Below are 19,656 nucleotides of genomic sequence, written 5' to 3'. Positions count from 1 at the left end.
GGGAGGTGTGCCGGATTATGTGATCGAAATGCCAGGCAAAACGAAATCGGTGAGATAAGAACGTTTCAGCGTTGCATGCGGGACACTAACGTCCATTGACGGCATCCTTTAAAGGTGCTACGTCCATAGCGTTTGGAGAATGAGGGGCTGAAGCCAGAGCGGTAATTACAATTATCTGCCGGGCTGTATGTCGCGCGGTGCTGCGACTCGCGTGCTGCTGATTACCGACAGGTAGCGCCCCGCCATGAACCGACATGCCGTGTGAGGCAGAATTCGCTTTGGGCGCCCCACAGCGAGTACCCGATGCGGATGTCGGGCGGCCCAATGTAGACACTTGCGAGAATTCAAATGATTCAAATGAGACAACCGGAAGACGCGCCCCACGCGTTTCAGACCGCCTGGAACAGTCACGACATGGAGTCCCTCGGAGCACTGTTCCACGAAGATGCGACATTCGTAAACCGGTTCGGGCACTACGTACGCGGCGTCGAGGCGATTATCAAGCTGCATGCACCCATCCACGCAACCATCTACAGCGATTCCACGCTGGAGAACGAACTGATCGACGTGATCGCGATCGGTGACGATGCGACGGTCATGCACTTCTGGAGCCGGCTCACGGTTGGCGCGGCCCATCCGGCGGGGTCGCACGCTGTCGACACGCTGATCCTCGCGGTGCTGACACGGCAGGCTGGCGAGTGGCGAATCAAGGCGCTCGAGAACGTCACGCTGACGAATCCTCGCACGGGAGAAGCTATCTTGAGAGACGGTCAGGGACTCTGATCGAGCGGAGACATTATTTCCACGACGTGCATGGACGTAGGCAATTGTCTGCCTGCGGGCGGATTGAGTGTTCGTCGTGGATCGATATGCGATCGACGTGTCCGGCAGACCGATGGGAAGCTCCAACTCTACACGTTCCAAATGAACCACGATGCCGCTGCGATTTATGAGCAGCATGGGTTCGTTGCCATCGCATACAGTGATGGAAATAGAAACGAAGAAGACTGTCCCGATGTTTTGTATTGTTTAACGCGGTAACGCTGCCATACATAGGCTCGCGTCGAATATCCGTTTCGGCGAGTCTGAAGGACCGCTCAGAGTCGTTCGAGGCCGACCGCATCAGGCATAAGTCGGCCCAGTTAGAGACGCCGGGCGAGATGCAACCCAGGCCATTTGAGTGTCTGCTTCAGACTCGGAAAGAGACAGCGGCTGCGCAAGGCCGCCCAATCGCGCGTCGCCACTAATGGGTAGCAGTCGGCGTGACCAGTGGTCTTCGGCCTCGCCATGCTCGATGTTCCATGCTCGAATACGGCGGCTTACGTGCCGCCAAACGGTTTTTTCACCGATAGCCTGTTGGTCACCGACGTCACTCCGGGAACGCTTCTGGCGATCACCTCGGCCTCGCCGATCTGGCCAGCTTCCGTGACCGTGCCATTCAGTTTCACCGCACCGTCTTTCGCTGTGATACTGATGTCTCCGGCGCTGATTCCCTTGTTCTTCCCAATGGCGGCATAGACTCTGCGGCGCAGGGCGCGGTCCGCTTTCCTGCCCTTGGACGCCACAGTGCCCGATGCGGTCATTGCAGACGCACTCTGCGCACCGGCGGGTGCACTGGCTGCGTCACCAGTCTGGGACCACGCCGTCGTGGACGCGACAACGAACCATGCGGCGATTGCCAACTCGAGTGCGTTAATCGTTTTCATGGATTACTCCGGTTCGTGAAAGTGACGGAATCAGAAGCTATGACGAATGCCGACCATAGCCGCAGTGGTGGAGACGCCCGGCGCAACTGGGGCTCCATAGACGATCGTCTGGTTCATCGTCCCCTTGTTGTTGACATACCCCACCTGCGCGTACGCCCTGGTTCTCAGGGACAGGTTGTACTCCGCACCTACTGCGAATTCGCTCGAGTGATTCGCGGAATTATTTCGATCTTTCAGGTAGTAGTAGCCTGACGTGATCCTGAAGCTCGGATTGAACTGGTAGCCGAGGCCGCCCGACGCCATTTCGAAGTCGACGCTGTTGCTCTTCGCCGGATTTCTGGCAATAGCGTACGAGGCAGATACCGAAAATCCGCGAATCGTATACATCGCACCGAAATAGTAGAAGCGATTGTTGCTCTGGCCTGTCGCAGGCGCAACCGGCGCCGCCGGATAGGTCAGCGGGAACGGATTGGTGTCATGTCCGTTGTAGTACACCGCAGACAGGTTCAGGCCGTAGTTCGAATACTTGAGCACAGCCGACTCGCGCGTGCCGCCCTGAAACTGCCCCGCGACTCCGCCCGGCGCGTACTCGAGTGCGAGCGTCGTGCCATAGAATTTTGGCGAACTGTAGACCAGCGCGTTGCTGTCATACAGGGCGCCGATTGGAGCGTTCGTGCTGGTGCCGGGCCAGCCGGCCGCCTGATTGATTCCCAACCACGCAGTCAGAATGCTGCCGAAATACTGTGCACCGCGTACGTCAGTCTCCGCCATCGCGTAGATCATCGGGACGATCTGCCGGCCGGCGTCGAGGGTGCCAAACGGGCCGGTTGCCCCAAGCGTCGCATACTGATTGAAGAGTGCGGTCGCGCCCGGCGTGTCGGACAGCCCGAACTTGCCGTTCGTGGTGTTGAACGTGCCTTGCAGCCTGAACGTGATCTTGTATCCGCTGCCGATGTCTTCGCTCCCCTTCAGCCCCCAGTAGCTCGAATAGATGCCGCCGTCCTTGAGTTGATAAACATGCCCCAGGTTCGGCGCGTTCGGCAGAAACGTCGCGGCCGAGGTGCTTTGATAGAGGAGCCCACTGTCGAGTACGCCGTAGAGCGTAATCGACGACTGCGCATGGGCGGTCGCAGAAAAAACTATCAGCACTGCCAGGCTGCCTGACTTGAATTTCATTGTGTCTCCTCCAGGTGTGAGGCGCGCCGGGTGGCCCCGGCTGATTTATGGCTTATTGCGAGAATGAAACTGTGTTGTTGCCTCGTCGGTGTGTCAGGCCGACTGGTAGTAATCGCCGCACTGATCCCGTGACTGATTTTTGAGCACCTTGCCCATCGCGCCGAGCGGAACCGATTCGACGAACACCACTGCGTCCGGCTTCCACCACTTCGCAACCCGGTCGTCAAAGAACATGAGCAGCGACGCAACCAGCGGTTGCTGCATCAGCGAACCTCGGATCCTTGTTCCCCGGAATGACTCCATGTTCGCGCGCGGCCCGGATCACAGCGCTGCATTGCATGCCGTTGCCTGCGCGGGAACGGCAGCGGGATCTTCGAGGCTAACGAACAGCTTTCCGTCGATAGCGCGTACCGGGAAAGTCGCCAGGCTCAACCCGCCTGGTCCCGGCATGCAACCGGTGCGCAGGTCGAAGCGCAGGCCATGCGCCGGGCAGCTCAGCACACATCCGTCGAGATGGCCATTTGCGACCGAGGCTCCCTGGTGGGGACACGAGTCGTCGATCGCGTGGATCGTGCCGTCGATGTTAAACAGGACTACACCGCGGCCACTGATGAAGGCCAGTTTTCGCTGACCTGGCACGAGTTCACCGACCGCGCCAACCGGTATCTGATCAGACGAGTTCATGGATCAGTGTCTCCGCCATCGGCCATTCGCCAAACCCTGCAGCCGGATTCAGGTGACCGACTTCGCCAAGGTCGGCGAGCCGACTGCCCCAATCTTTCGCCATCGCCTCGGCACGCTCGAACTGCGCGAGCGGATCGTTGCGGCTTGCACCGACGATGCTCGGAAACGGCAGCGGCTTTCGTGGAATCGGCTGCCAACCGTTCTGAGCGAGCGCATCGAAGGCGGGATAGCCTGCGGGCAGCGGCGTCTCGAGGTCGGCCGGAGCGGCAAGCAGCGCACCGTGAATCCTGCGGCTGTGCTGCTGGGCCCAATGCACCACGATCATCACGCCCGCGCTATGCGCGACCAGGATCACCGGGCCAGCGATTTTCGCGAGGGCTGCATCGAGCGCCGCGACGCGCGCCGCGCAACTGAGTTTGTCGTGCTCAAGCGGTGGCACCGAGATCGCGTTAGGCAATCTCCGCTCCAACAGCGTTTGCCAATGCTCTGCGACGAAGTCGCGCAAGCCCGGCACCATCAGGATGGTGGGCGTCATATCGAGCGTCATGAAGTGGTTTTCCGTCGATCGGAGTTAGCGCTTTAGCGCGCTACTCCGATCCCATGCAAGAGGGTTTGCTGCCCGATCAGTACGGCTTGTCGCCGATAATTCCGGCGCGCTCCATTTTGCGGTGACATGGCGGGTAGTCCATCACTGCATAGTGCTGCGTGCTGCGGTTGTCCCAGATCGCGATGCTGTTGGGTTTCCAGCGCCAGCGCACCTGGTACTCGGGGATGTAGGCCTGGCTGATGAGGTAGCGCAGCAGGTCACCCGCGCCCGGATTGGCGTCCTGCCCGAAGCGCACGCGCTCTGGCGTGTGGTAATTGGTGAAATGGGTGGTGAAGGCGTTCACGAACAACACTTTCTCACCGGTCTCCGGGTGCGTACGCACGACGGGGTGCTCCGCATCCGGGAATTGAGCCTTCAGAGCGAGACGTTTTTCGATCGGCATCGCGGCACCGAAGCTCGCCTCGATGCTGTGGCGAGCGCGCAGGTCTGCGATCTGGGTCTTGATGTGGTCAGGCAGGTTCCCGTATGCAAGGACCATGTTTGCCCACATTGTGTCGCCGCCGACCGGCGGGCACTCAACGCAACGCAGGACGGCGCCGAACTGCGGCGCCTCGCGCCAGGTGGCATCCGCGTGCCACGCGTTTTCATACCGATCGTTGGGTTGATCCTGGTTCTTGTAGATGCGCACGAGCCCGGGATGTTCCGGGTCGCTGCCGGCGACAGGATGGTCCTCCAGTTCGCCGAAACGGCGCGCAAACGCAACATGCTCCGCGCGCGAGATGTTCTGGTCGCGCAGAAACAGCACCCGGTGTTTGAGCAGCGCAGCACGGATCTCGGCAAACAGGCCGTCATCGTCGACGGCATCGGCAAGATTCACGCCGATGAGTTCGGCGCCAATGGCACACGTCAATGGTTCGGCTCGCATGGCGTTCTCCTCAGACGACGAAGACCGACGAGCCGGTCGTCTTGCGAGATTCAAGGTCGCGGTGGGCCTGCGCCGCGTCCTCCAGCGCGTAACGCTGGTTGAGTTCGATCTTGATGCGGCCCGCGGCGACGTGTCCGAAGAGTTCACCGGCGAGTTCGTCTTTTTCGGCGGGATCGGCAATATAGTCTGCCAGCGCGGGGCGTGTCAGGTAGAGCGAGCCCTTCATTGCCAGAAGCTGCGGATTGAATGGCGGGATCGGCCCCGAAGCCGTGCCGACGCAGACCATCAGGCCACGGCGCCGGAGCGAATCGAGCGATGACTCGAAGGTATCCTTGCCGACGCTGTCGAACACGACGTCCACACCCACGCCGTTGGTCAGTTCGCGCACGCGCTTCGCGACGTCTTCCCGGCTGTAGTAGACGATGTGGTCGCAGCCATGCGCGCGCGCTACCTCACCCTTGGCCTCGTTCGAAACAGTGCCTATGACGGTGAGGCCTAGCAGCTTCGCCCATTGCGACACAATCAGCCCGACCCCGCCGGCGGCAGCGTGCAGCAGAATCGTGTCACCCGCCCTGAAATCGCGGATGCGACGCATCAGGTATGACGAGGTCAGACCTCGCATCGTCATACCGGCAGCTGTTTCGCAGGAGATCGTATCCGGCAGCTTGATGAGCGGCGCGGCCGGGACCAGGCGTTCGGTGCTGTAGGCGCCGAGTGTGTTGAGAAAGCCCGTGTAGGTCACGCGATCGCCGAGCGTAACGTTGGTCACGTCGGAGCCGATTACCTCGACCACCCCTGCAGCCTCGACGCCCATGCCCGCAGGTAGCGGCACGGGGTACAGGCCGGTGCGGAAGTAGGTGTCGGCGAAATTCAGACCCACTGCCTCATGGCGCAAGCGAACCTGCCCTGGGCCGGGGTCGCCCACTTCAACGTTTTCATAGCGCAAAACCTCGGGACCGCCGGTTTCATGGAAACGCACTGCTTTCGCCATTTCGAATCTCCTGTTCTTTACTCGAACTACAAATTTATATCTGCTCGCCGACGGTGCTCTCCGCCCCGCTCTCGGGTTCACTTGCGAGGCCTAAAGCTTGCCGGTGGCCATTGGGTCTGCACCGGCCTGTTCACGCAGGGCACCCACGCGATCGAGGTCGACACCATAATTCCGCTTGCCGATGAAGAAGGCGACTGCTGCGACGAGCGGCGCAAACGGCACGAGTTGCAACGCGCCGAGCAGCCCGATCCGGTCGGCCACGATGCCCGTCAGGACAGCAGCGGGTGCCAGCCCCAGCAGGTTGTTCGCCAGCGTTAGAGTGGCAAACGCCGACGCATGGATCGGCGGCGGGGTGAGGTTCGCCACCATCGCACCCGAGGGACCGGTCGCGCCTGCGCTGAAGAACATGGCGGCGCCGATCACGATGAGCTGTGCCGGACCCACCGGCATCCGGAAACCGATCGTAAGCAAAACGAAGCAGATCAGGCAGAAGGCGATGGCTGTGCTCCACTTCCTCTCCCGAGCATGCTTGCAGAGCCGGTCGGTCAGATTTCCGCACACCACCATGCCGACCGCGGTCGCCAGCACGAACACGGCCGCGCTCATGGCCGCCTTGCCGGTGGACATACCGTAGTAGCGGTTCAGGAAGCTGGGCATCCATGCCCACACGGCTGCCGGGACCAGCAGATGGATACCGCTGCCGACGTAGGCGCACACGACTGACTTCGTCGAAAAGAGCCCTTTCATCAGCGCGCGGAAGCTCGTGCACACACCGTGGCCCTGGGCTTGCCTGCTCACATTTGCGGGCTGCAGGCGCGCCAACTGTTTTTCAGTGACGGCAAACCGGTAGGCAGCCAGCAGCACGATCCCCAGAGCCGCCATTGCACCGAACGCGGCGCGCCAGCCCAGGTGAGCCGCGACCGCACCGCCCAGCGCCATGCCCAGCACTGAACCGAATGCACCGCCAGCCATGAACGCGGCGGTGAGTGTGGCGCGCAGCCGTGCCGGAAAGATGCTAAGGACGACCGCGATGCCGACACTGCCATAGGCGGCTTCACCGACACCGACGAAGGCGCGCGCCAGCAGCATCTCGCCATAGCTTGTCGAGAGCGCACAGCCGAGGGTCGCGAGACTCCACATCGCAGCCATCAGGAGAATGCTCTTCACGCGGCCCCAGCGGTCGGCAAGTACCGACAGCGGAAAGGTGAGCACGCCGACCATCAGCGCGACCACACTGCTCAGCGAGCCCAACCGGGTATCGGAGAGGTTCCATGCGGCCTTGAGCATCGGAAACACCGCATTCAACACCTGCCTCGACATATAGTCGGAGAGCAGCAAGCCGACCGTCAGCGCAAATACCACCCACGCATACGCGCGCACGTCTTTTTGCGTCGTCGAAACATCGGCCGTCGTGGGCTCGGCATGCGTGAACATGAGTCGTCTCCTTCGTGTCCAGCTCGTTGGCGACCGCCTTTGCCCGGCAAGGCAAAGGGATCCTTATGGATATCGTGCAACCGTTCCCGCCAGATCGGGAACCCGACTTTCAGAACCCGACATCCGCGAAGCGTCAGCCGCGTTCCAATCCCTTACGCCGCGCGCAGCGGCAGGTTCTTCACACCGGCCTTGCGATTCGGCGCCATGCCGTTGGCCACGAGCGTCTCGTCGACCGTTTCGTACTGCACGCCGATGCGGTAGATGTCCCGCGCCTGCTTGCCGGAAGCAATCTCGCGGCCCAGTTCGCGCGCCACGCGCACGCACTGTTCGATCTGCTGTACCGAAGTCATCCTGCTGCCGTGCTGGTCGATGATCGTGTCTTCGATGCCGCAGCGAGGATGCAGGCCCATAGCCATCGCCATCATGTTGAACGGCAACACGTTCTTGAGCAGCGACTCGGCGGTGAGCGTACAGCCGTCCGGCGCGCGGTGCACGAAGTTGAAGAAGTTGAATGGGTTGGGGCCGTCGAAGCCCCCGCCGATACCGATCCATGTCAGGTTGAGCGGCCCCTTGTAGGCACCCTTGCGCACGAGGCGATCGAGTGTCTCGAGCGCATGGATGCCCGTGAGCTGGAAGTGCGGCTGGATGCCGGAGGCCTGCAGACGACGCAGGTGCTCCTCGACCCATGCCGGGCCGGCGGGAACCGTCATTTCGCTATACGCGGCCATGAGCGCGGGATTGGCCAACGAAGTGCCTTCCAGGTACGCCGGATAGAGCAACTCCATGATGTTCATCTGCGTGGTATTGATCGCCACCGTCACCTGGTCGGGCTTCGGGTCGAGATCGGCCAGCATGTGGCGCGTATCGTCCGACAGCCACTTCGCGGCCTGGCCGTCGTCTTCCGGCGCGAACGAGATCGAGCCACCGACCTGGATGATCATGTCGGGCACGGTTGCGCGCACACCCGCAATGAGTTCGTTGAATTTCGACAGGCGCTTGGAGCCCTTGCCATCCAGTTCACGCACGTGCAGGTGCAGGACGGTCGCGCCAGCGTTGTAGCAGTCGACGGCCTTCTGGATCTGCTCCGCCATCGTCACCGGTATGTCTTCCGGAAAGTCCTCGGGCATCCATTCCGGGCCGTACGGAGCAGTCGTGATAACAACCTTGTCCTGGTTCTCGGGGTGCAGCGAATCGTCGAGGAATTGCATCGTGTTCTCCAATTGGGGGACGGTATTCCGACGCTCGCGACACGGCTGGCCGCGTGAGAACTGGTCGGAACATGATGAACCGCTGAGATCGCACGATACGGCAATCCTGCGTTACACTTTTATGATTGAACGCCATCTTTTTAGTATTTCGTGCCACTGCGCGTTAACACCAGTACGTGCGCACGGTAGGCATTTCATTCCCAGACACAGCGACGCCGCCCGCGAGAGGGGTGCGGAGACAAAGCCATGGAAACGATGTTGCGCTCGGTAGCAATGAGCGGCTATTTCGATGTGGCGCGGCGGCTCGGACTGAACCCGGTCGAGCTTGCCCAGCAGGTCGGGATCGATACCGCGGCGCTTGCGAATCCGGACGATCGCATTCCGGCAGCCAGATCGTGCCGGCTGCTGGAACTGACAGCCAACAAGGCGTCATGCCCGACTTTCGCGCTTCAAATGGCCGAGACCCGGCAGAAGTTCGGTACCGGTGTGGTCAATGTTCTGCTCGCGCACAAGCGCACGCTGCGCGAGGTTCTGCTGGCTACGGCCGAATACCGGCATCTGCTGAACGAAGCCCTGGCTCTTTACGTCGAGGATGCTGGCGAAACAGTCACCATTCGGGAGGAACTGGTCGTCGAACCGGGTACCCCGACGAATCAGGCGATTGAACTCGCGGTCGGTGTCCTCTGGCGTCACTCCAGCGCGTTGCTGGGTGACCACTGGAAGCCACGCTCGGTCCATTTTGTTCATCAGGGCCCGAAAAACCTGACGTTTCATCGACGGTTCTTCGGCTGCCCGCTGGAGTTCGGCAGCGATTTCAACGGCTTTGTGTGTGCGGCCGCCGATCTCGACTACCCGAATCCCGCCGCTGACCCCGAACTGGTGCGATATGCCGAAAGTCTCGCGGATTCACTCAACATGACGGGCGTGGATTCGACCGCGCTGGAAGTGCGCAAGGCAATCTACTTGCTGTTGCCCCTCGAACAGGCCAGCGTCGAACTGGTTGCCCGCCATTTGCGTCTGAGTGTTCGCACCATGCAGCGCCAGCTTGACGTGGCGCATACCAGCTTCTCGCATCTGGTCGAGGAAGTCAGGCGCGAACTTGCCGTGCGCTATATGAGCAATCCGCGCTATCCCATCGGGAGGGTTTCCGCACTGCTCGGCTATTCGCAGCAGGGTTCCTTCACAAACTGGTTTAATTCGCGCTTTGGTGTGACGCCGCGTAACTGGCGCAACAGCCATTTGAAATGATCGCGATACGCCTTGGGCCCTTCGAAGTTTCGATCGCAAGCCAGTCGTCGAATCACCGAAAACTCGCAACCATAAATCACCCGGACGCGCGGCGCAGACAGTCGTGTCCATCACCCGCAAGCATCTGGTGCGCGAGCCAAACCGGGTCCAGAGCGGGCGAACAGAACATGAGTGAGCGTAGCGCATGGCGCAGTTCATTGCTCAAACCTCTATCTGGCGGCCCGCGGGTACGGCTACATCACGGAGGAATGGACGGCAGGTGATCCGGCGACTGGCACGATAGCGGGTGCGGGCATGGTCGGATACAAAGCTGCTTTACTGCACGAGTGCATCACTACGCCGTTTCGTTGGCCGGGTCGATCCGCCGTTCGCGGCCAGTTCCTGCGATCAGCCTCGTCGCATGAATCGCAGACAATCGCGCAACGCTTGTCCGATGAAGCCGACATAAGCGCCTTCTAAAACGCACGCTGGCATCGAAATGCGACATGCTACGATTGCCAGCCGATATATCCCTGAGCCGCTCTCACATCATGCTCAAATTCGCTTATCTGCTTGTCTCGATCACGCTCGCCACGCCGCTCCCCGCTCTGGCGCTCGGGGGCGACAATCCAGACTACGATCAATGCATCCTGCGTTCGCTAGGAAACAGCCAGAGCAACTTCGCGGCCCACGTGATTAGCAACTCGTGCGAGGCGCTTTACAAAAATGGCGCACTGCTCCTGCCGCGCGAAAGGTCGTATCACGTGTGTGTCCTGCAGAATGTTCAAACCGTGAGAGGGGCATTTGCGGTTCAGGAAATATTGCGAGCATGCCGGCGCCAGAATCAGATGTGAGCCGTGTCAGCAACCCCCGCCGATACTTACAACGGGGACTCGCAAGAGGATTTTGACGGGCCGCTATCCGCGGAACCGGAGGTCCGCCAAAGTCGGGCAGCGCCAATCATGCGTGCCCGGTACAGCCGACATGATCATCTGCATACGATCAGCGTATTGGGTTCTACACACGCCCCGCACATCGAACGGCTAGAATCGGGCGTCAGCGCTTAAGCGCGCCCACCTCTTCCAACCCACAATTTTCACGTCATGGCCCGCATTCAATTGCAGTTTCCCGAAGACCAGTTTTACTATTCGACGCATCTCACAGTGCGCGTCACCGACATCAATGGCGCGAACCACCTCGCAAACGATTCGATGATCTCGATGATTTCCGAGGCCCGCGCACGCTTCCTGTTCGACGCGGGTATCGAGGACATGAAAGACGTGCACACGAGCATCATCGTGACCGATCTCGCCACGACCTATCGCGCTGAAGCTTACGCGCGGGACCAGTTGTGCTTCGAAGTCGGCATCATGGATTTCAACAAATATGGCGGCGACATCATCTTCCGCATTACGCGGCCGGCAGATGGCACGCTTGTCGCAATGGCGAAATCGGGTTTCGTGTTCTTCAACTACGAGACGAAAAAAGTCGTGCCGATGCCGCAGGCGTTCCGTAACAAGTTTCCGAACGTCAACGCCGTCGACTGACGTTTCCGACGTCTGAGCATAGGCAATTCGCGAAGTCGTCCCTTGCTGGCAACTGCCTGTCGCGATGAAGATTAGACTGCTACCTGGCGCGGTAAAAGCACTCATTGAGCGCATGCTTCGTGGAGTCCCGAAATCGTCAAGACGGGCAGCCTCGTGTTCATTCCATGACGCACGCAATAGACGAACGTAAACGGTATGCGGAGGCACGCCATGCAGAGAGAAAAGATACGTGAAGCCCTGAATGCGCACTGGCAAGCGTCGGCGGCCGGCGACTTCGACGCGGAACACGATATTTACGATGATGATGCCATCTGTGACTATCCCCAGTCGGGTGAACGAATTCTCGGGCGAATGAATTTGCAGGCACTGCGGAGTCATCATCCAGGCAAGCCAGCAGGGTTCGATGTCAGGCGAATTCAAGGAGAAGGTAATCTTTGGATCACTGAATACTCCATCACCTATAACGGGCGACCGGCTTACACGGTCAGTATTATGGAATTCCGCAACGGCAAGGTCGTTCACGAGACCCAGTATTTTTCGGATCCCTTTGAAGCGCCGAGTTGGCGGAGTCAATGGGTTCAACGGATTGGGTGACAACCAATTGCGGCGAAACATGCAAGTTAGCTGGACGCGGCTTGCTTTCCGAAAGTAAGGGTCGGTGTGGCGGCGACTGTGCACGCAGCGGCGGGCTGAACGGCGTGGCGCGTCTGACTGGCTCAGACGACAGCCGCTTGCTGCAATGCACATCGTTTCGCCACGAGTACGAGCCCGCGGCACGGTCATTGCTGCACTCGTGATCAAGCAGGCGGCGATCGTCTGCGTCTATATTCCAGTCCGATCAAAGGAGGGATGGATCATGAGCAAGGTAACCAGCACATTAATCGCGGCCCTCGCCGCACTTACGCTGTCGGGCGGCGCTTATGCACAAACGGCCGGAGGTTCGAGCGGCAGCGGTTCGGCAGGCAGCACGGCCAGCCCGGCGAATCAGGCGAACGGTGCAACTGGTGGCTACGGCACACCGGGCGCTACTCGTTCGGACAGCGGTACGGCCAACAGGCCGCCGAACTCAGGTCTGCCGAGTGGCACGAACAGCAGTTCGACATCCGGCACGAGCGCTCCGAAGAGCAACAACACGCTGGCGACCCCGAGCGTAGTGTCGCCGGCTGCTGGCCAATAACAGCTGCTAAAAATGACAACCAGCCGCGAATAAAGCGCAAAGCGAACATGCTTCAATCGCATGGGGCGCAAGCGAAACTGCGACCTCCGCCCCAGTTTCGCGGCTGGCAAGCGCTAGTTGATACGGCGGGCGATGCCGGGCTTCCCCATCATCGCGCTTCACTGCTCCCGATCCGAGCCAACTCTCATCTAGCCATTGAACAATTCACTACGCGCCGCGTCCATGATCACCGCGACAGCCGGGTGACTGATTCGGCGCTCGATCGAGATTGCGAAGAATTCCTCCACGATGGAATTGATCTGCCCGACTATCGTCAGGTTGTGCTCGGCCTGTAACTGGTTTTCCAGCACCGTCGGCGCGAACAGCAACCCGCGGCCTTCCCGGCCGAACGCCAGGGTCATGGCCCCGTCGTCGAACTCCCCGACGATGCGCGGCGAAATGGCATGCGACGCGAGCCAGTGATCCAGCTTGCGTCGCACTGCGGATTCCGTGCCGGGCAGCAACACCGGCAACTGGCCGAGCGACAGCGGGAAGCGTTTCTTCCCGCTTTGAATCAGCGCCTGCGCACCAAAACAGCTAAGCGTAGAACGGCCGAGCCGGTGATTGAACGCCTTGATGTTGACGTCGGCGGGAATGGGGGCGTCGGCGATGATCAGATCGAGCCGGTGTACGGCCAGTTGCGCGAGCAGCGCATGCAGTTTGCCTTCGTGACAGATCATACGCAGCGACATGGAAGCACTCAGCGCCGGTTCCAGTAGCCGGTACGCGATCGCCTTGGGTACCGAATCCGCGATCCCAACGCGGAACCGCGTTTGCGCGCCGGCTTCGCTCTCGCGCCGCACGGCGCTTTCCAGCTCCGAGCCTAGCGAGAATATTTCATCGGCGTAATCGAGCGCCAGGCGGCCAGCGTCGGTGAGTTCGATCGTTCGCCCGTTTTTCCTGAACAGCTTTTTATCCAGCGCTTCTTCCAGCAGTTTGATCTGCCCGCTGAGCGTTTGCGGCGAGATGTGCAACTGCTCGCCGGCCCTCACGATTCCTCCCGCGTGTGCCGCAACCCAGAAGTAATGCAGATGCTTGAAGTTCACGCCCTCTCCCTCCTCCGTCAAACCATAGACACTACGGTTTTCTCGAAGTATTCACATCGAAAATACGCATTTTACGCTTCATCACGTTCAGTTACATTGAAACCTCGTACTTAGGCGCCAGCGGGCGGCTAACGACCACTGAGAGAGGTGACATATGGCATCCGTTGCGCAACTCCTGCGTTCAAAAGCGTCCCAGAGGGTGTGGTCGACTCAGGCCTGCGCTTCGGTTTACGACGCGATAGCGGTCATGGCGCACCGGCGGGTGGGCGCACTGATCGTCGCACATGAGGGACGTATCGCCGGCATCGTAACGGAGCGTGACTACGCACGAAAAATCGTGCTGATGGACCGCTCGTCGCGGCATACGCCTGTGCGCGACATCATGTCGACGGCTGTGCGCTACGTCAGCCCGGACCAGACAACCGAAGAATGCATGGCTCTCATGACGGAGTACCGGATCCGCTATCTGCCTGTCATTACCGCAGGACAAGTGATCGGAATGGTGTCGATCGGCGACCTCGTTCAGAACCTGATTGTCGAGCAGGAACAGACCATCCAGCAGCTTGAGCACTATATCCACGGCAACGGTTTTCAGGCTGTCCAGAGCGGATTGCAAGCGCGACGGACAGCAAGTTTGACCAGCCAATAATATTACCGTTCGTAATGTTTTCGCGCGACCTGAATCGCACTAGGCGGACAGTCCCCTTGCTTACCGAAAGAGGCTTCATATGTACACGCAGATCATCAATCGACTTCGAAGTGCTGCCGGCGCGATCACGCGCGGGACAGCGGCGCTCGGTCTGGCCGGACTGCTTGCCCTCGGCGCCGTGGCCTCGAACGACGCCGAAGCGAAGCGCGTCGGCGGCAGCCAGAGCATCGGGCGGCAGTCGCAGGCGGCGTCGCCCACCGGGCAAGGACAACGAAGCCAGCAGGCCCAACCGGCCCAGCAGACAGCGCAGGCGCCCGCGGCCTCCGGCGCCAGCCGCTGGATGGGCCCGCTCGCCGGACTCGCCGCCGGACTCGGCATCGCGGCGTTGCTCTCATCGTTCGGTCTGGCCGAAGGGCTGGCGCAAATGCTGTCCAATGCATTGCTGATCGGCCTGGTGGTTGTCGCCGGCGTGATGCTGTTCCGCTTCATCGCCAACCGTCGTCGTCCGGATCTCGCTTATGGACACGGTTCGGCAAACCGGCAGCAAACGAACGGCTCGCCGTTTCTGAATCAGGTCCGCGAAGCGCGGCCTGACACGAATCTCCGCGACTGGCCGCGCGCAGCGATGGGTACGACCGGAGCGGCGGGCAGCGTCAAGGCGCCGGAACCCGCGCTCGCGGATCAGGCCGCGTTTCTGGTCTCGGCGAAGGCCATGTTCATGCGTCTTCAAGGCGCGTGGGACCGCAATGAGCAAGGCGATCTGTTCGAGCTGACAACGCCGGAGATGTTTATGCGACTCAAGCAGGATCTCGAACACCGGGGCCACGAGCCGAGCCGTACGGACGTGACGCAACTCGATGCCGAAGTGCTGGGCACGGAAAGCAACGCAGATGAAACGCTGGTCAGCGTGCGCTTTTACGGTCAGATGCGCGAAGACGACGCGCAGATCGCCCAGCCGTTCCAGGAAATCTGGAACATGGTCAGGAGCGTACATGGCGACGAAGGGTGGCGACTGGCGGGCATCCAGCAGATCGACCGTTAAAGGAGCGCCATTGGACAACCGGCAGCGGCTTGCTGCCGGTTGTCATATCGAGTATCGCTTCGACCTCACAACCGTTCTCGTGCTCGAGTTTGCGAAAGAGCGCAAAACAGCCAGCAGTACATGCTAAAGGTCGCCGCTGGCACGGCGCGGATAGCCTCCTACACGGCCCGTCGCCTAACGACGTGGTTCTGTCTCACAGCGCGTAGAAGCACATGGTTTTGAAATTGACGCCAGAAACACGGCTCAGCGCACCACCTTCACTTTCTGATTGACCTGTGTCAAGGCCGCGCAGGCCCACGACGACGATGCTGATTCCAAAGTCACCGCCGCAGACTGCGATTTGCAATGCCGGCGGTCGGGACGAAGAAAAGCGCCATTCGATCAGCACACAGGTTCCGGCATGAATCCTCGAGACATGCAGCATCGCGCACTACCTGAGCACCGCGCCTGGCATGCGGAGACCGCTGAGTCCACGATTGAATGCTTCGGCACCGACGCGATAAGGGGACTCGACGCCGACGAGGTGGCGCGTCGGCGCACGGTCTACGGACGTAACGAAATCATCGAAACGGAACGGCGCCGGATCGCCACGATGCTGATCGAGCAATTCAAGGATTTCATGATCCTCGTTCTGCTCGCCGCTGCCATCGTGTCGGGAGTCGTCGGCGACCTTGAAGATGCGCTCGTGATCGTCGCGATCGTCGTACTGAACGGAACGATTGGCTTTTTTCAGGACTTTCGCGCCGAACACGCTATGGCGGAACTCAAGCGACTGGCCGCGTTTCACGCGTCGGTCGTCCGCGACGGACGTCCATTGACGATTACCGCCGCCGAAGTCGTTCCCGGAGATATCGTCCTTCTCGAAGCAGGCGGCGCCGTTCCCGCCGACCTGCGAGTGATCGAGGCTCCGCAGTTAAGAGTCAGCGAAGCAACGCTGACGGGCGAGGCCGCCCCCGTCGACAAGCATCCGCTGCCGCTAACGGGCGATGCGACGCTCCCCATCGCCGACCGGACCAACATGGTCTACAAGGGCACCATCGTGACCTATGGGCGGGCTCGCGGCGTGGCAGTCGCAACGGGGATGAATACGGAACTCGGCAAGATCGCCGCCCTGCTGGAGTCGGCTCCCGCCCTACAGACTCCGCTGCAACGGCGGCTGAGTCGATTCGGCAAGCAACTCGCCATAGCCATTCTCGCATTCTGCGTGCTGATATTCGTGTTCGGCGTATCGAGCGGCGAGCCACCGATACTCATGTTGCTCACCGCACTGAGCCTTGCCGTCGCCGCCATTCCAGAAGCATTGCCCGCGGTTGTCACGATGATGCTGGCCCTCGGTGCACGCAGCATGGCGCAGCGCGCGGCGCTGGTCCGGCGCCTTCCTGCCGTGGAGACGCTCGGCTCCGTGAGTTTCATCTGCACAGACAAGACCGGCACGCTGACGCTCAATGAAATGCGCGTGGTTGAAGTATGTCCGGCGGGGATGCGGCGGTTGCAAGCCGCGAGCATGAGCATCGACGATATCACCGGGCAGTTGCTGCGGGCCGTTTCGCTGTGCAACGACGCGGCGCACGACGCATCCGGCAAGCTGACCGGCGATCCCACTGAAGTGGCACTGTGGCAGGTCGCGGCGGACGCCGGCGTCGATCGTTCCGCTCTCGACAAATCGACGCCGCGCTGCACGGAAATGCCGTTTGATTCCGTACGAAAACGCATGACCACCGTGCATCGGGTTGAAGACTCGTTTATCGCCTATACCAAGGGTGCGCCTGAAACCGTGATTGAACGGTGTACATCGGTTATCGGACAGGACGGCACGCCGTTCGACGCGGCCACCTTGACGTCGATGGCGGGTGCGATGGCGGCGGACGGACTGCGCGTGCTGGCTGTGGCAGCGCGCCGCTGGCCGCACATGCCACCCGCCGGCATCGACGAACTCGAGTGCGACCTGACGTTACTCGGCTTTATCGGCATGCTCGATCCGCCTCGCCCCGAGGCCGCAGGTGCTGTCGCATTGTGCAGGGAGGCCGGCATCACCCCGGTGATGATTACGGGCGACCACCCGGTCACCGCGTTGGCGATTGCCAGAATAGTCGGCATTGCTACCGATGAAAGGCAGGTCATGACCGGCTACGCGCTGAGCAGCCTGTCCGACGAGGCACTGCTCGAAGCGACACAGCGCATCCGCGTCTACGCAAGGGTGGATCCCTCGCAGAAGATCCGCATCGTGAAAGCAATGCAGTCGACCGGGCACTACGTTGCGATGACCGGCGACGGTGTCAACGATGCACCTGCCCTTGCGGCGGCAAACATCGGCGTGGCAATGGGCAAAGCCGGCACTGACGTCGCGCGCGAAGCGGCCAGCGTGGTCCTGCTCGACGACAATTTCGCGACGATAGTCGCGGCAGTCCGGGAAGGCCGAAGGGTTTATGACAACGTTCGCAAATTCATCCGTTACGTATTGACCGGCAACCTGGCGGAACTTTGCGCCATCGCGCTTGCACCGCTTTTCGGTCTTCCGATCCCCCTGCTGCCGATCCAGATCTTGTGGATCAACTTGCTGACCGATGGCCTGCCGGGGCTTGCACTGGCAGCTGAGCCTGGCGAACCAACCATCATGCAACGGCCGCCCAGGCCTCCCGACGACAGTCTGTTCGCACATGGACTATGGCAATACGTGGTGCGGATCGGCATCGTAATAGCAGCCGTAACGATGGGCACACAGTGGATTGCGATGGGGCTCGACGACGCACACTGGCGCACCATGACCTTCACCGTGCTGGCCTTGTCCCAGATGGGACATGTGCTCGCCATCCGTTCCGAGCAAACGTCGATCTTCACCCAGGGTTTGCTGTCGAACCGCCCGCTGGCTGCTGCGGTTGCGCTGACTATCGCGTTGCAGCTCGCCGCGATCTACGTTCCCGCGCTCAACAACATACTCGACACCGCGCCGCTGAACGCGCAGGAACTCGGCTTTTGCCTCTTCGTGTCCGCGCTGGTTTTCGTTCTGGTGGAAGCGGAAAAGTGGTTCATCCGTCACCGGTCAGCCGGCGTATCCGCAACCGCAAGCAATCCTCGCCAATGAAGCACAATCCGACCATGCCGGACCGCAAGCGTGTTATCCAGGCCGTGTTGCTCGCCGCAATCCTGGTGCTTGGTTACGTCGTTCTTTGGCCGTTCGTCATACCTGTCGCGTGGGCGCTCATCATCGCGTATGTAACCTGGCCGTTGTACTGCCGGCTCCATGCCTTGATAAGAGGCCGCGCATGGATAAGCGCTCTGTTGATGACGCTGCTGGTCGGAATGATTGCATTTATTCCGATCGCGTCGCTGATTTCGCCCGTCTTTCGCGAGTTCCTGGCACTCTACCGCAACGTTGCCGAATACGCGGCGTCCGGCCCGCTTCGCATTCCGGATTTCATCGCGCGCATTCCGTGGCTAGGACATGCGCTACAGCAGCTTGTCAGCGAATTCGCGGATGACCCTCAAAGACTGCATGCCTATATCACGCAGTCGGGCGACCGCTGGATCGGCGAACTCGCATCAATGGTCGGCAGCGTTGGGCGTAATGCGATCAAACTTGGTTTCGCCACCCTGACCCTGTTCTTCGCGTATCGCGACGGACACACCCTGCTCAGGCAGGTTCAACGTGTGATGCGGCCGGTTCTGGGAGATCGGCTCGATGGCTACCTGAGCGCGATCGGCGGCGTCACGCGTTCGGTCGTCTATGGACTCGCCCTCACCGCGATAGTGCAAGGCGCGCTTGCCGGGTTGGGTTATTGGGCGGCGGGTGTCGAGGCGCCGCTGCTCCTGACGATCATCACGACGCTGGCTGCGTTGATTCCGTTCGGCACACCGTTCGTCTGGATACCCGTAGGCATCGGACTGATCGCAAACGGCAACACGTTCGCCGGCGTGGGACTTCTGTTATGGGGCGCGCTGGTGGTGAGCTGGGTCGACAACCTGATACGGCCCGTGGTTATCAGCAATGCCGTGCGTGTTCCCTTTCTGCTCGTCCTATTCGGCGTACTGGGCGGCATCGGCGCATTCGGGTTTATCGGGCTGTTCGTCGGGCCGGTCGTGGTTGCCATCCTGCTCGCGTTGTGGCGGGAATGGTGCACGAGCGAGCCTGAAACAGGCTCCGTGGATAGTGCAGATCAGCCGTCGTCGTTGACGCGCCGGACTTGAGTCCGGGTTGCAGTTCCGTGCCGCGCGGGGCGAACCGGCACCGCCGACGCTGATTATCTGCCTGACGGGCATG

The 19,656-nt window shown here is 60.9% G+C and carries 21 protein-coding genes; 10 read left to right on the top strand and 11 right to left on the bottom strand.

Translation table 11 applies throughout. The features are described from left to right. The first annotated feature begins 348 nt into the window (after positions 1-348). Positions 349-783 (top strand): YybH family protein, encoded by a 435-nt coding sequence (locus PDMSB3_RS25000; RefSeq protein ID WP_007176703.1) that lies wholly within the window; start codon positions 349-351, stop codon positions 781-783. 536 nt (positions 784-1,319) lie between these two features. Here the strand turns inward: PDMSB3_RS25000 and PDMSB3_RS24995 are convergent. The 9 genes from PDMSB3_RS24995 to PDMSB3_RS24955 all read right to left on the bottom strand — a co-directional run bounded on the left by PDMSB3_RS24995 (position 1,320) and on the right by PDMSB3_RS24955 (position 8,671). Continuing rightward, positions 1,320-1,706, bottom strand: a complete 387-nt coding sequence (locus tag PDMSB3_RS24995) for a BON domain-containing protein (RefSeq protein ID WP_007176702.1) — start codon at positions 1,704-1,706, stop codon at positions 1,320-1,322. Positions 1,707-1,736: 30 nt separating this feature from the next. Continuing rightward, entirely contained in the window at positions 1,737-2,882 is a 1,146-nt protein-coding gene (locus PDMSB3_RS24990) for a porin (protein ID WP_007176701.1), read from the bottom strand. 93 nt (positions 2,883-2,975) lie between these two features. Continuing rightward, on the bottom strand, positions 2,976-3,146 hold the full coding sequence (locus PDMSB3_RS24985; protein ID WP_157187690.1) for a hypothetical protein: 171 nt from the start codon (positions 3,144-3,146) through the stop codon (positions 2,976-2,978). Positions 3,147-3,203: 57 nt separating this feature from the next. Continuing rightward, positions 3,204-3,566 carry a Rieske (2Fe-2S) protein gene (locus PDMSB3_RS24980; protein WP_007176700.1) on the bottom strand — a complete coding sequence of 121 codons (363 nt, stop codon included), beginning with the start codon at positions 3,564-3,566 and terminating at the stop codon, positions 3,204-3,206. Continuing rightward, positions 3,553-4,113 carry an RBBP9/YdeN family alpha/beta hydrolase gene (locus PDMSB3_RS24975; RefSeq protein ID WP_007176699.1) on the bottom strand — a complete coding sequence of 187 codons (561 nt, stop codon included), beginning with the start codon at positions 4,111-4,113 and terminating at the stop codon, positions 3,553-3,555. The genes PDMSB3_RS24980 and PDMSB3_RS24975 overlap by 14 nt, the downstream gene beginning before the upstream one ends. Before the next feature lie 76 nt (positions 4,114-4,189). Further along, positions 4,190-5,038 carry a TauD/TfdA dioxygenase family protein gene (locus PDMSB3_RS24970; RefSeq protein WP_007176698.1) on the bottom strand — a complete coding sequence of 283 codons (849 nt, stop codon included), beginning with the start codon at positions 5,036-5,038 and terminating at the stop codon, positions 4,190-4,192. Between the two features lie 10 nt (positions 5,039-5,048). Then, a complete protein-coding gene (locus tag PDMSB3_RS24965; protein WP_165188080.1) occupies positions 5,049-6,029 on the bottom strand; it encodes a quinone oxidoreductase family protein in 981 nt (326 codons plus the stop codon). Between the two features lie 90 nt (positions 6,030-6,119). Next, a complete protein-coding gene (locus tag PDMSB3_RS24960) occupies positions 6,120-7,463 on the bottom strand; it encodes an MFS transporter (RefSeq protein ID WP_007176696.1) in 1,344 nt (447 codons plus the stop codon). Positions 7,464-7,615: 152 nt separating this feature from the next. Continuing rightward, positions 7,616-8,671, bottom strand: a complete 1,056-nt coding sequence (locus PDMSB3_RS24955; protein WP_007176695.1) for a BKACE family enzyme — start codon at positions 8,669-8,671, stop codon at positions 7,616-7,618. Between the two features lie 246 nt (positions 8,672-8,917). Between PDMSB3_RS24955 and PDMSB3_RS24950 the strand changes: the two genes are divergently transcribed. From PDMSB3_RS24950 to PDMSB3_RS24935, 5 genes are all read left to right on the top strand, one after another. After that, the gene (locus tag PDMSB3_RS24950; protein WP_007176694.1) at positions 8,918-9,919 is read left to right on the top strand and encodes an AraC family transcriptional regulator; all 1,002 of its coding nucleotides are present in this window, start codon (positions 8,918-8,920) and stop codon (positions 9,917-9,919) included. A 530-nt stretch (positions 9,920-10,449) separates the two neighbouring features. Continuing rightward, a complete protein-coding gene (locus PDMSB3_RS38320) occupies positions 10,450-10,752 on the top strand; it encodes a VF_A0006 family four-cysteine protein (protein ID WP_007176693.1) in 303 nt (100 codons plus the stop codon). Between the two features lie 249 nt (positions 10,753-11,001). Then, on the top strand, positions 11,002-11,445 hold the full coding sequence (locus PDMSB3_RS24945; protein WP_007176692.1) for a thioesterase family protein: 444 nt from the start codon (positions 11,002-11,004) through the stop codon (positions 11,443-11,445). Positions 11,446-11,655: 210 nt separating this feature from the next. Further along, positions 11,656-12,039: a nuclear transport factor 2 family protein gene (locus PDMSB3_RS24940; RefSeq protein WP_007176691.1), complete on the top strand. Its 384-nt coding sequence runs from the start codon at positions 11,656-11,658 to the stop codon at positions 12,037-12,039. A gap of 262 nt (positions 12,040-12,301) precedes the next feature. After that, positions 12,302-12,622 carry a hypothetical protein gene (locus tag PDMSB3_RS24935; protein WP_007176690.1) on the top strand — a complete coding sequence of 107 codons (321 nt, stop codon included), beginning with the start codon at positions 12,302-12,304 and terminating at the stop codon, positions 12,620-12,622. A 188-nt stretch (positions 12,623-12,810) separates the two neighbouring features. Here PDMSB3_RS24935 and nhaR read toward each other — a convergent pair whose 3' ends face one another. Beyond that, positions 12,811-13,707 (bottom strand): transcriptional activator NhaR, encoded by an 897-nt coding sequence (gene nhaR, locus PDMSB3_RS24930; RefSeq protein ID WP_165188077.1) that lies wholly within the window; start codon positions 13,705-13,707, stop codon positions 12,811-12,813. A 154-nt stretch (positions 13,708-13,861) separates the two neighbouring features. Here nhaR and PDMSB3_RS24925 point away from each other — a divergent pair, with 154 nt between their 5' ends. Together PDMSB3_RS24925 and PDMSB3_RS24920 are read left to right on the top strand one after the other, a co-directional pair. Continuing rightward, entirely contained in the window at positions 13,862-14,356 is a 495-nt protein-coding gene (locus PDMSB3_RS24925) for a CBS domain-containing protein (RefSeq protein ID WP_007176688.1), read from the top strand. A 79-nt stretch (positions 14,357-14,435) separates the two neighbouring features. Further along, positions 14,436-15,398, top strand: a complete 963-nt coding sequence (locus tag PDMSB3_RS24920; RefSeq protein WP_007176687.1) for a Tim44 domain-containing protein — start codon at positions 14,436-14,438, stop codon at positions 15,396-15,398. 193 nt (positions 15,399-15,591) lie between these two features. Here the strand turns inward: PDMSB3_RS24920 and PDMSB3_RS24915 are convergent, their stop codons facing one another. Further along, entirely contained in the window at positions 15,592-15,786 is a 195-nt protein-coding gene (locus PDMSB3_RS24915; protein ID WP_035516528.1) for a hypothetical protein, read from the bottom strand. Between the two features lie 12 nt (positions 15,787-15,798). Between PDMSB3_RS24915 and PDMSB3_RS24910 the strand changes: the two genes are divergently transcribed. Beyond that, positions 15,799-18,480 carry a cation-translocating P-type ATPase gene (locus PDMSB3_RS24910; protein WP_007176685.1) on the top strand — a complete coding sequence of 894 codons (2,682 nt, stop codon included), beginning with the start codon at positions 15,799-15,801 and terminating at the stop codon, positions 18,478-18,480. Further along, positions 18,477-19,583, top strand: coding sequence for an AI-2E family transporter (locus PDMSB3_RS24905; protein WP_007176684.1), 1,107 nt, complete (start codon positions 18,477-18,479; stop codon positions 19,581-19,583). Before PDMSB3_RS24910 ends, PDMSB3_RS24905 begins: the two co-directional genes overlap by 4 nt. Positions 19,584-19,656: the final 73 nt, after the last annotated feature.

It is taken from the genome of Paraburkholderia dioscoreae (assembly GCF_902459535.1).
GTDB lineage: Bacteria > Pseudomonadota > Gammaproteobacteria > Burkholderiales > Burkholderiaceae > Paraburkholderia > Paraburkholderia dioscoreae.
Note: the sequence above shows the minus strand (reverse complement) of the source record. Positions and strands in the feature narration are given on the sequence as shown.

Coding starts and splice junctions, on each gene's coding strand:
- PDMSB3_RS25000 (WP_007176703.1), top strand. CDS start 349: ATGATTCAAATGAGACAACCGGAAGACGCGCCCCACGCGTTTCAGACC.
- PDMSB3_RS24995 (WP_007176702.1), bottom strand. CDS start 1,706: ATGAAAACGATTAACGCACTCGAGTTGGCAATCGCCGCATGGTTCGTT.
- PDMSB3_RS24990 (WP_007176701.1), bottom strand. CDS start 2,882: ATGAAATTCAAGTCAGGCAGCCTGGCAGTGCTGATAGTTTTTTCTGCG.
- PDMSB3_RS24985 (WP_157187690.1), bottom strand. CDS start 3,146: ATGCAGCAACCGCTGGTTGCGTCGCTGCTCATGTTCTTTGACGACCGG.
- PDMSB3_RS24980 (WP_007176700.1), bottom strand. CDS start 3,566: ATGAACTCGTCTGATCAGATACCGGTTGGCGCGGTCGGTGAACTCGTG.
- PDMSB3_RS24975 (WP_007176699.1), bottom strand. CDS start 4,113: ATGACGCTCGATATGACGCCCACCATCCTGATGGTGCCGGGCTTGCGC.
- PDMSB3_RS24970 (WP_007176698.1), bottom strand. CDS start 5,038: ATGCGAGCCGAACCATTGACGTGTGCCATTGGCGCCGAACTCATCGGC.
- PDMSB3_RS24965 (WP_165188080.1), bottom strand. CDS start 6,029: ATGGCGAAAGCAGTGCGTTTCCATGAAACCGGCGGTCCCGAGGTTTTG.
- PDMSB3_RS24960 (WP_007176696.1), bottom strand. CDS start 7,463: ATGTTCACGCATGCCGAGCCCACGACGGCCGATGTTTCGACGACGCAA.
- PDMSB3_RS24955 (WP_007176695.1), bottom strand. CDS start 8,671: ATGCAATTCCTCGACGATTCGCTGCACCCCGAGAACCAGGACAAGGTT.
- PDMSB3_RS24950 (WP_007176694.1), top strand. CDS start 8,918: ATGGAAACGATGTTGCGCTCGGTAGCAATGAGCGGCTATTTCGATGTG.
- PDMSB3_RS38320 (WP_007176693.1), top strand. CDS start 10,450: ATGCTCAAATTCGCTTATCTGCTTGTCTCGATCACGCTCGCCACGCCG.
- PDMSB3_RS24945 (WP_007176692.1), top strand. CDS start 11,002: ATGGCCCGCATTCAATTGCAGTTTCCCGAAGACCAGTTTTACTATTCG.
- PDMSB3_RS24940 (WP_007176691.1), top strand. CDS start 11,656: ATGCAGAGAGAAAAGATACGTGAAGCCCTGAATGCGCACTGGCAAGCG.
- PDMSB3_RS24935 (WP_007176690.1), top strand. CDS start 12,302: ATGAGCAAGGTAACCAGCACATTAATCGCGGCCCTCGCCGCACTTACG.
- PDMSB3_RS24925 (WP_007176688.1), top strand. CDS start 13,862: ATGGCATCCGTTGCGCAACTCCTGCGTTCAAAAGCGTCCCAGAGGGTG.
- PDMSB3_RS24920 (WP_007176687.1), top strand. CDS start 14,436: ATGTACACGCAGATCATCAATCGACTTCGAAGTGCTGCCGGCGCGATC.
- PDMSB3_RS24910 (WP_007176685.1), top strand. CDS start 15,799: ATGAATCCTCGAGACATGCAGCATCGCGCACTACCTGAGCACCGCGCC.
- PDMSB3_RS24905 (WP_007176684.1), top strand. CDS start 18,477: ATGAAGCACAATCCGACCATGCCGGACCGCAAGCGTGTTATCCAGGCC.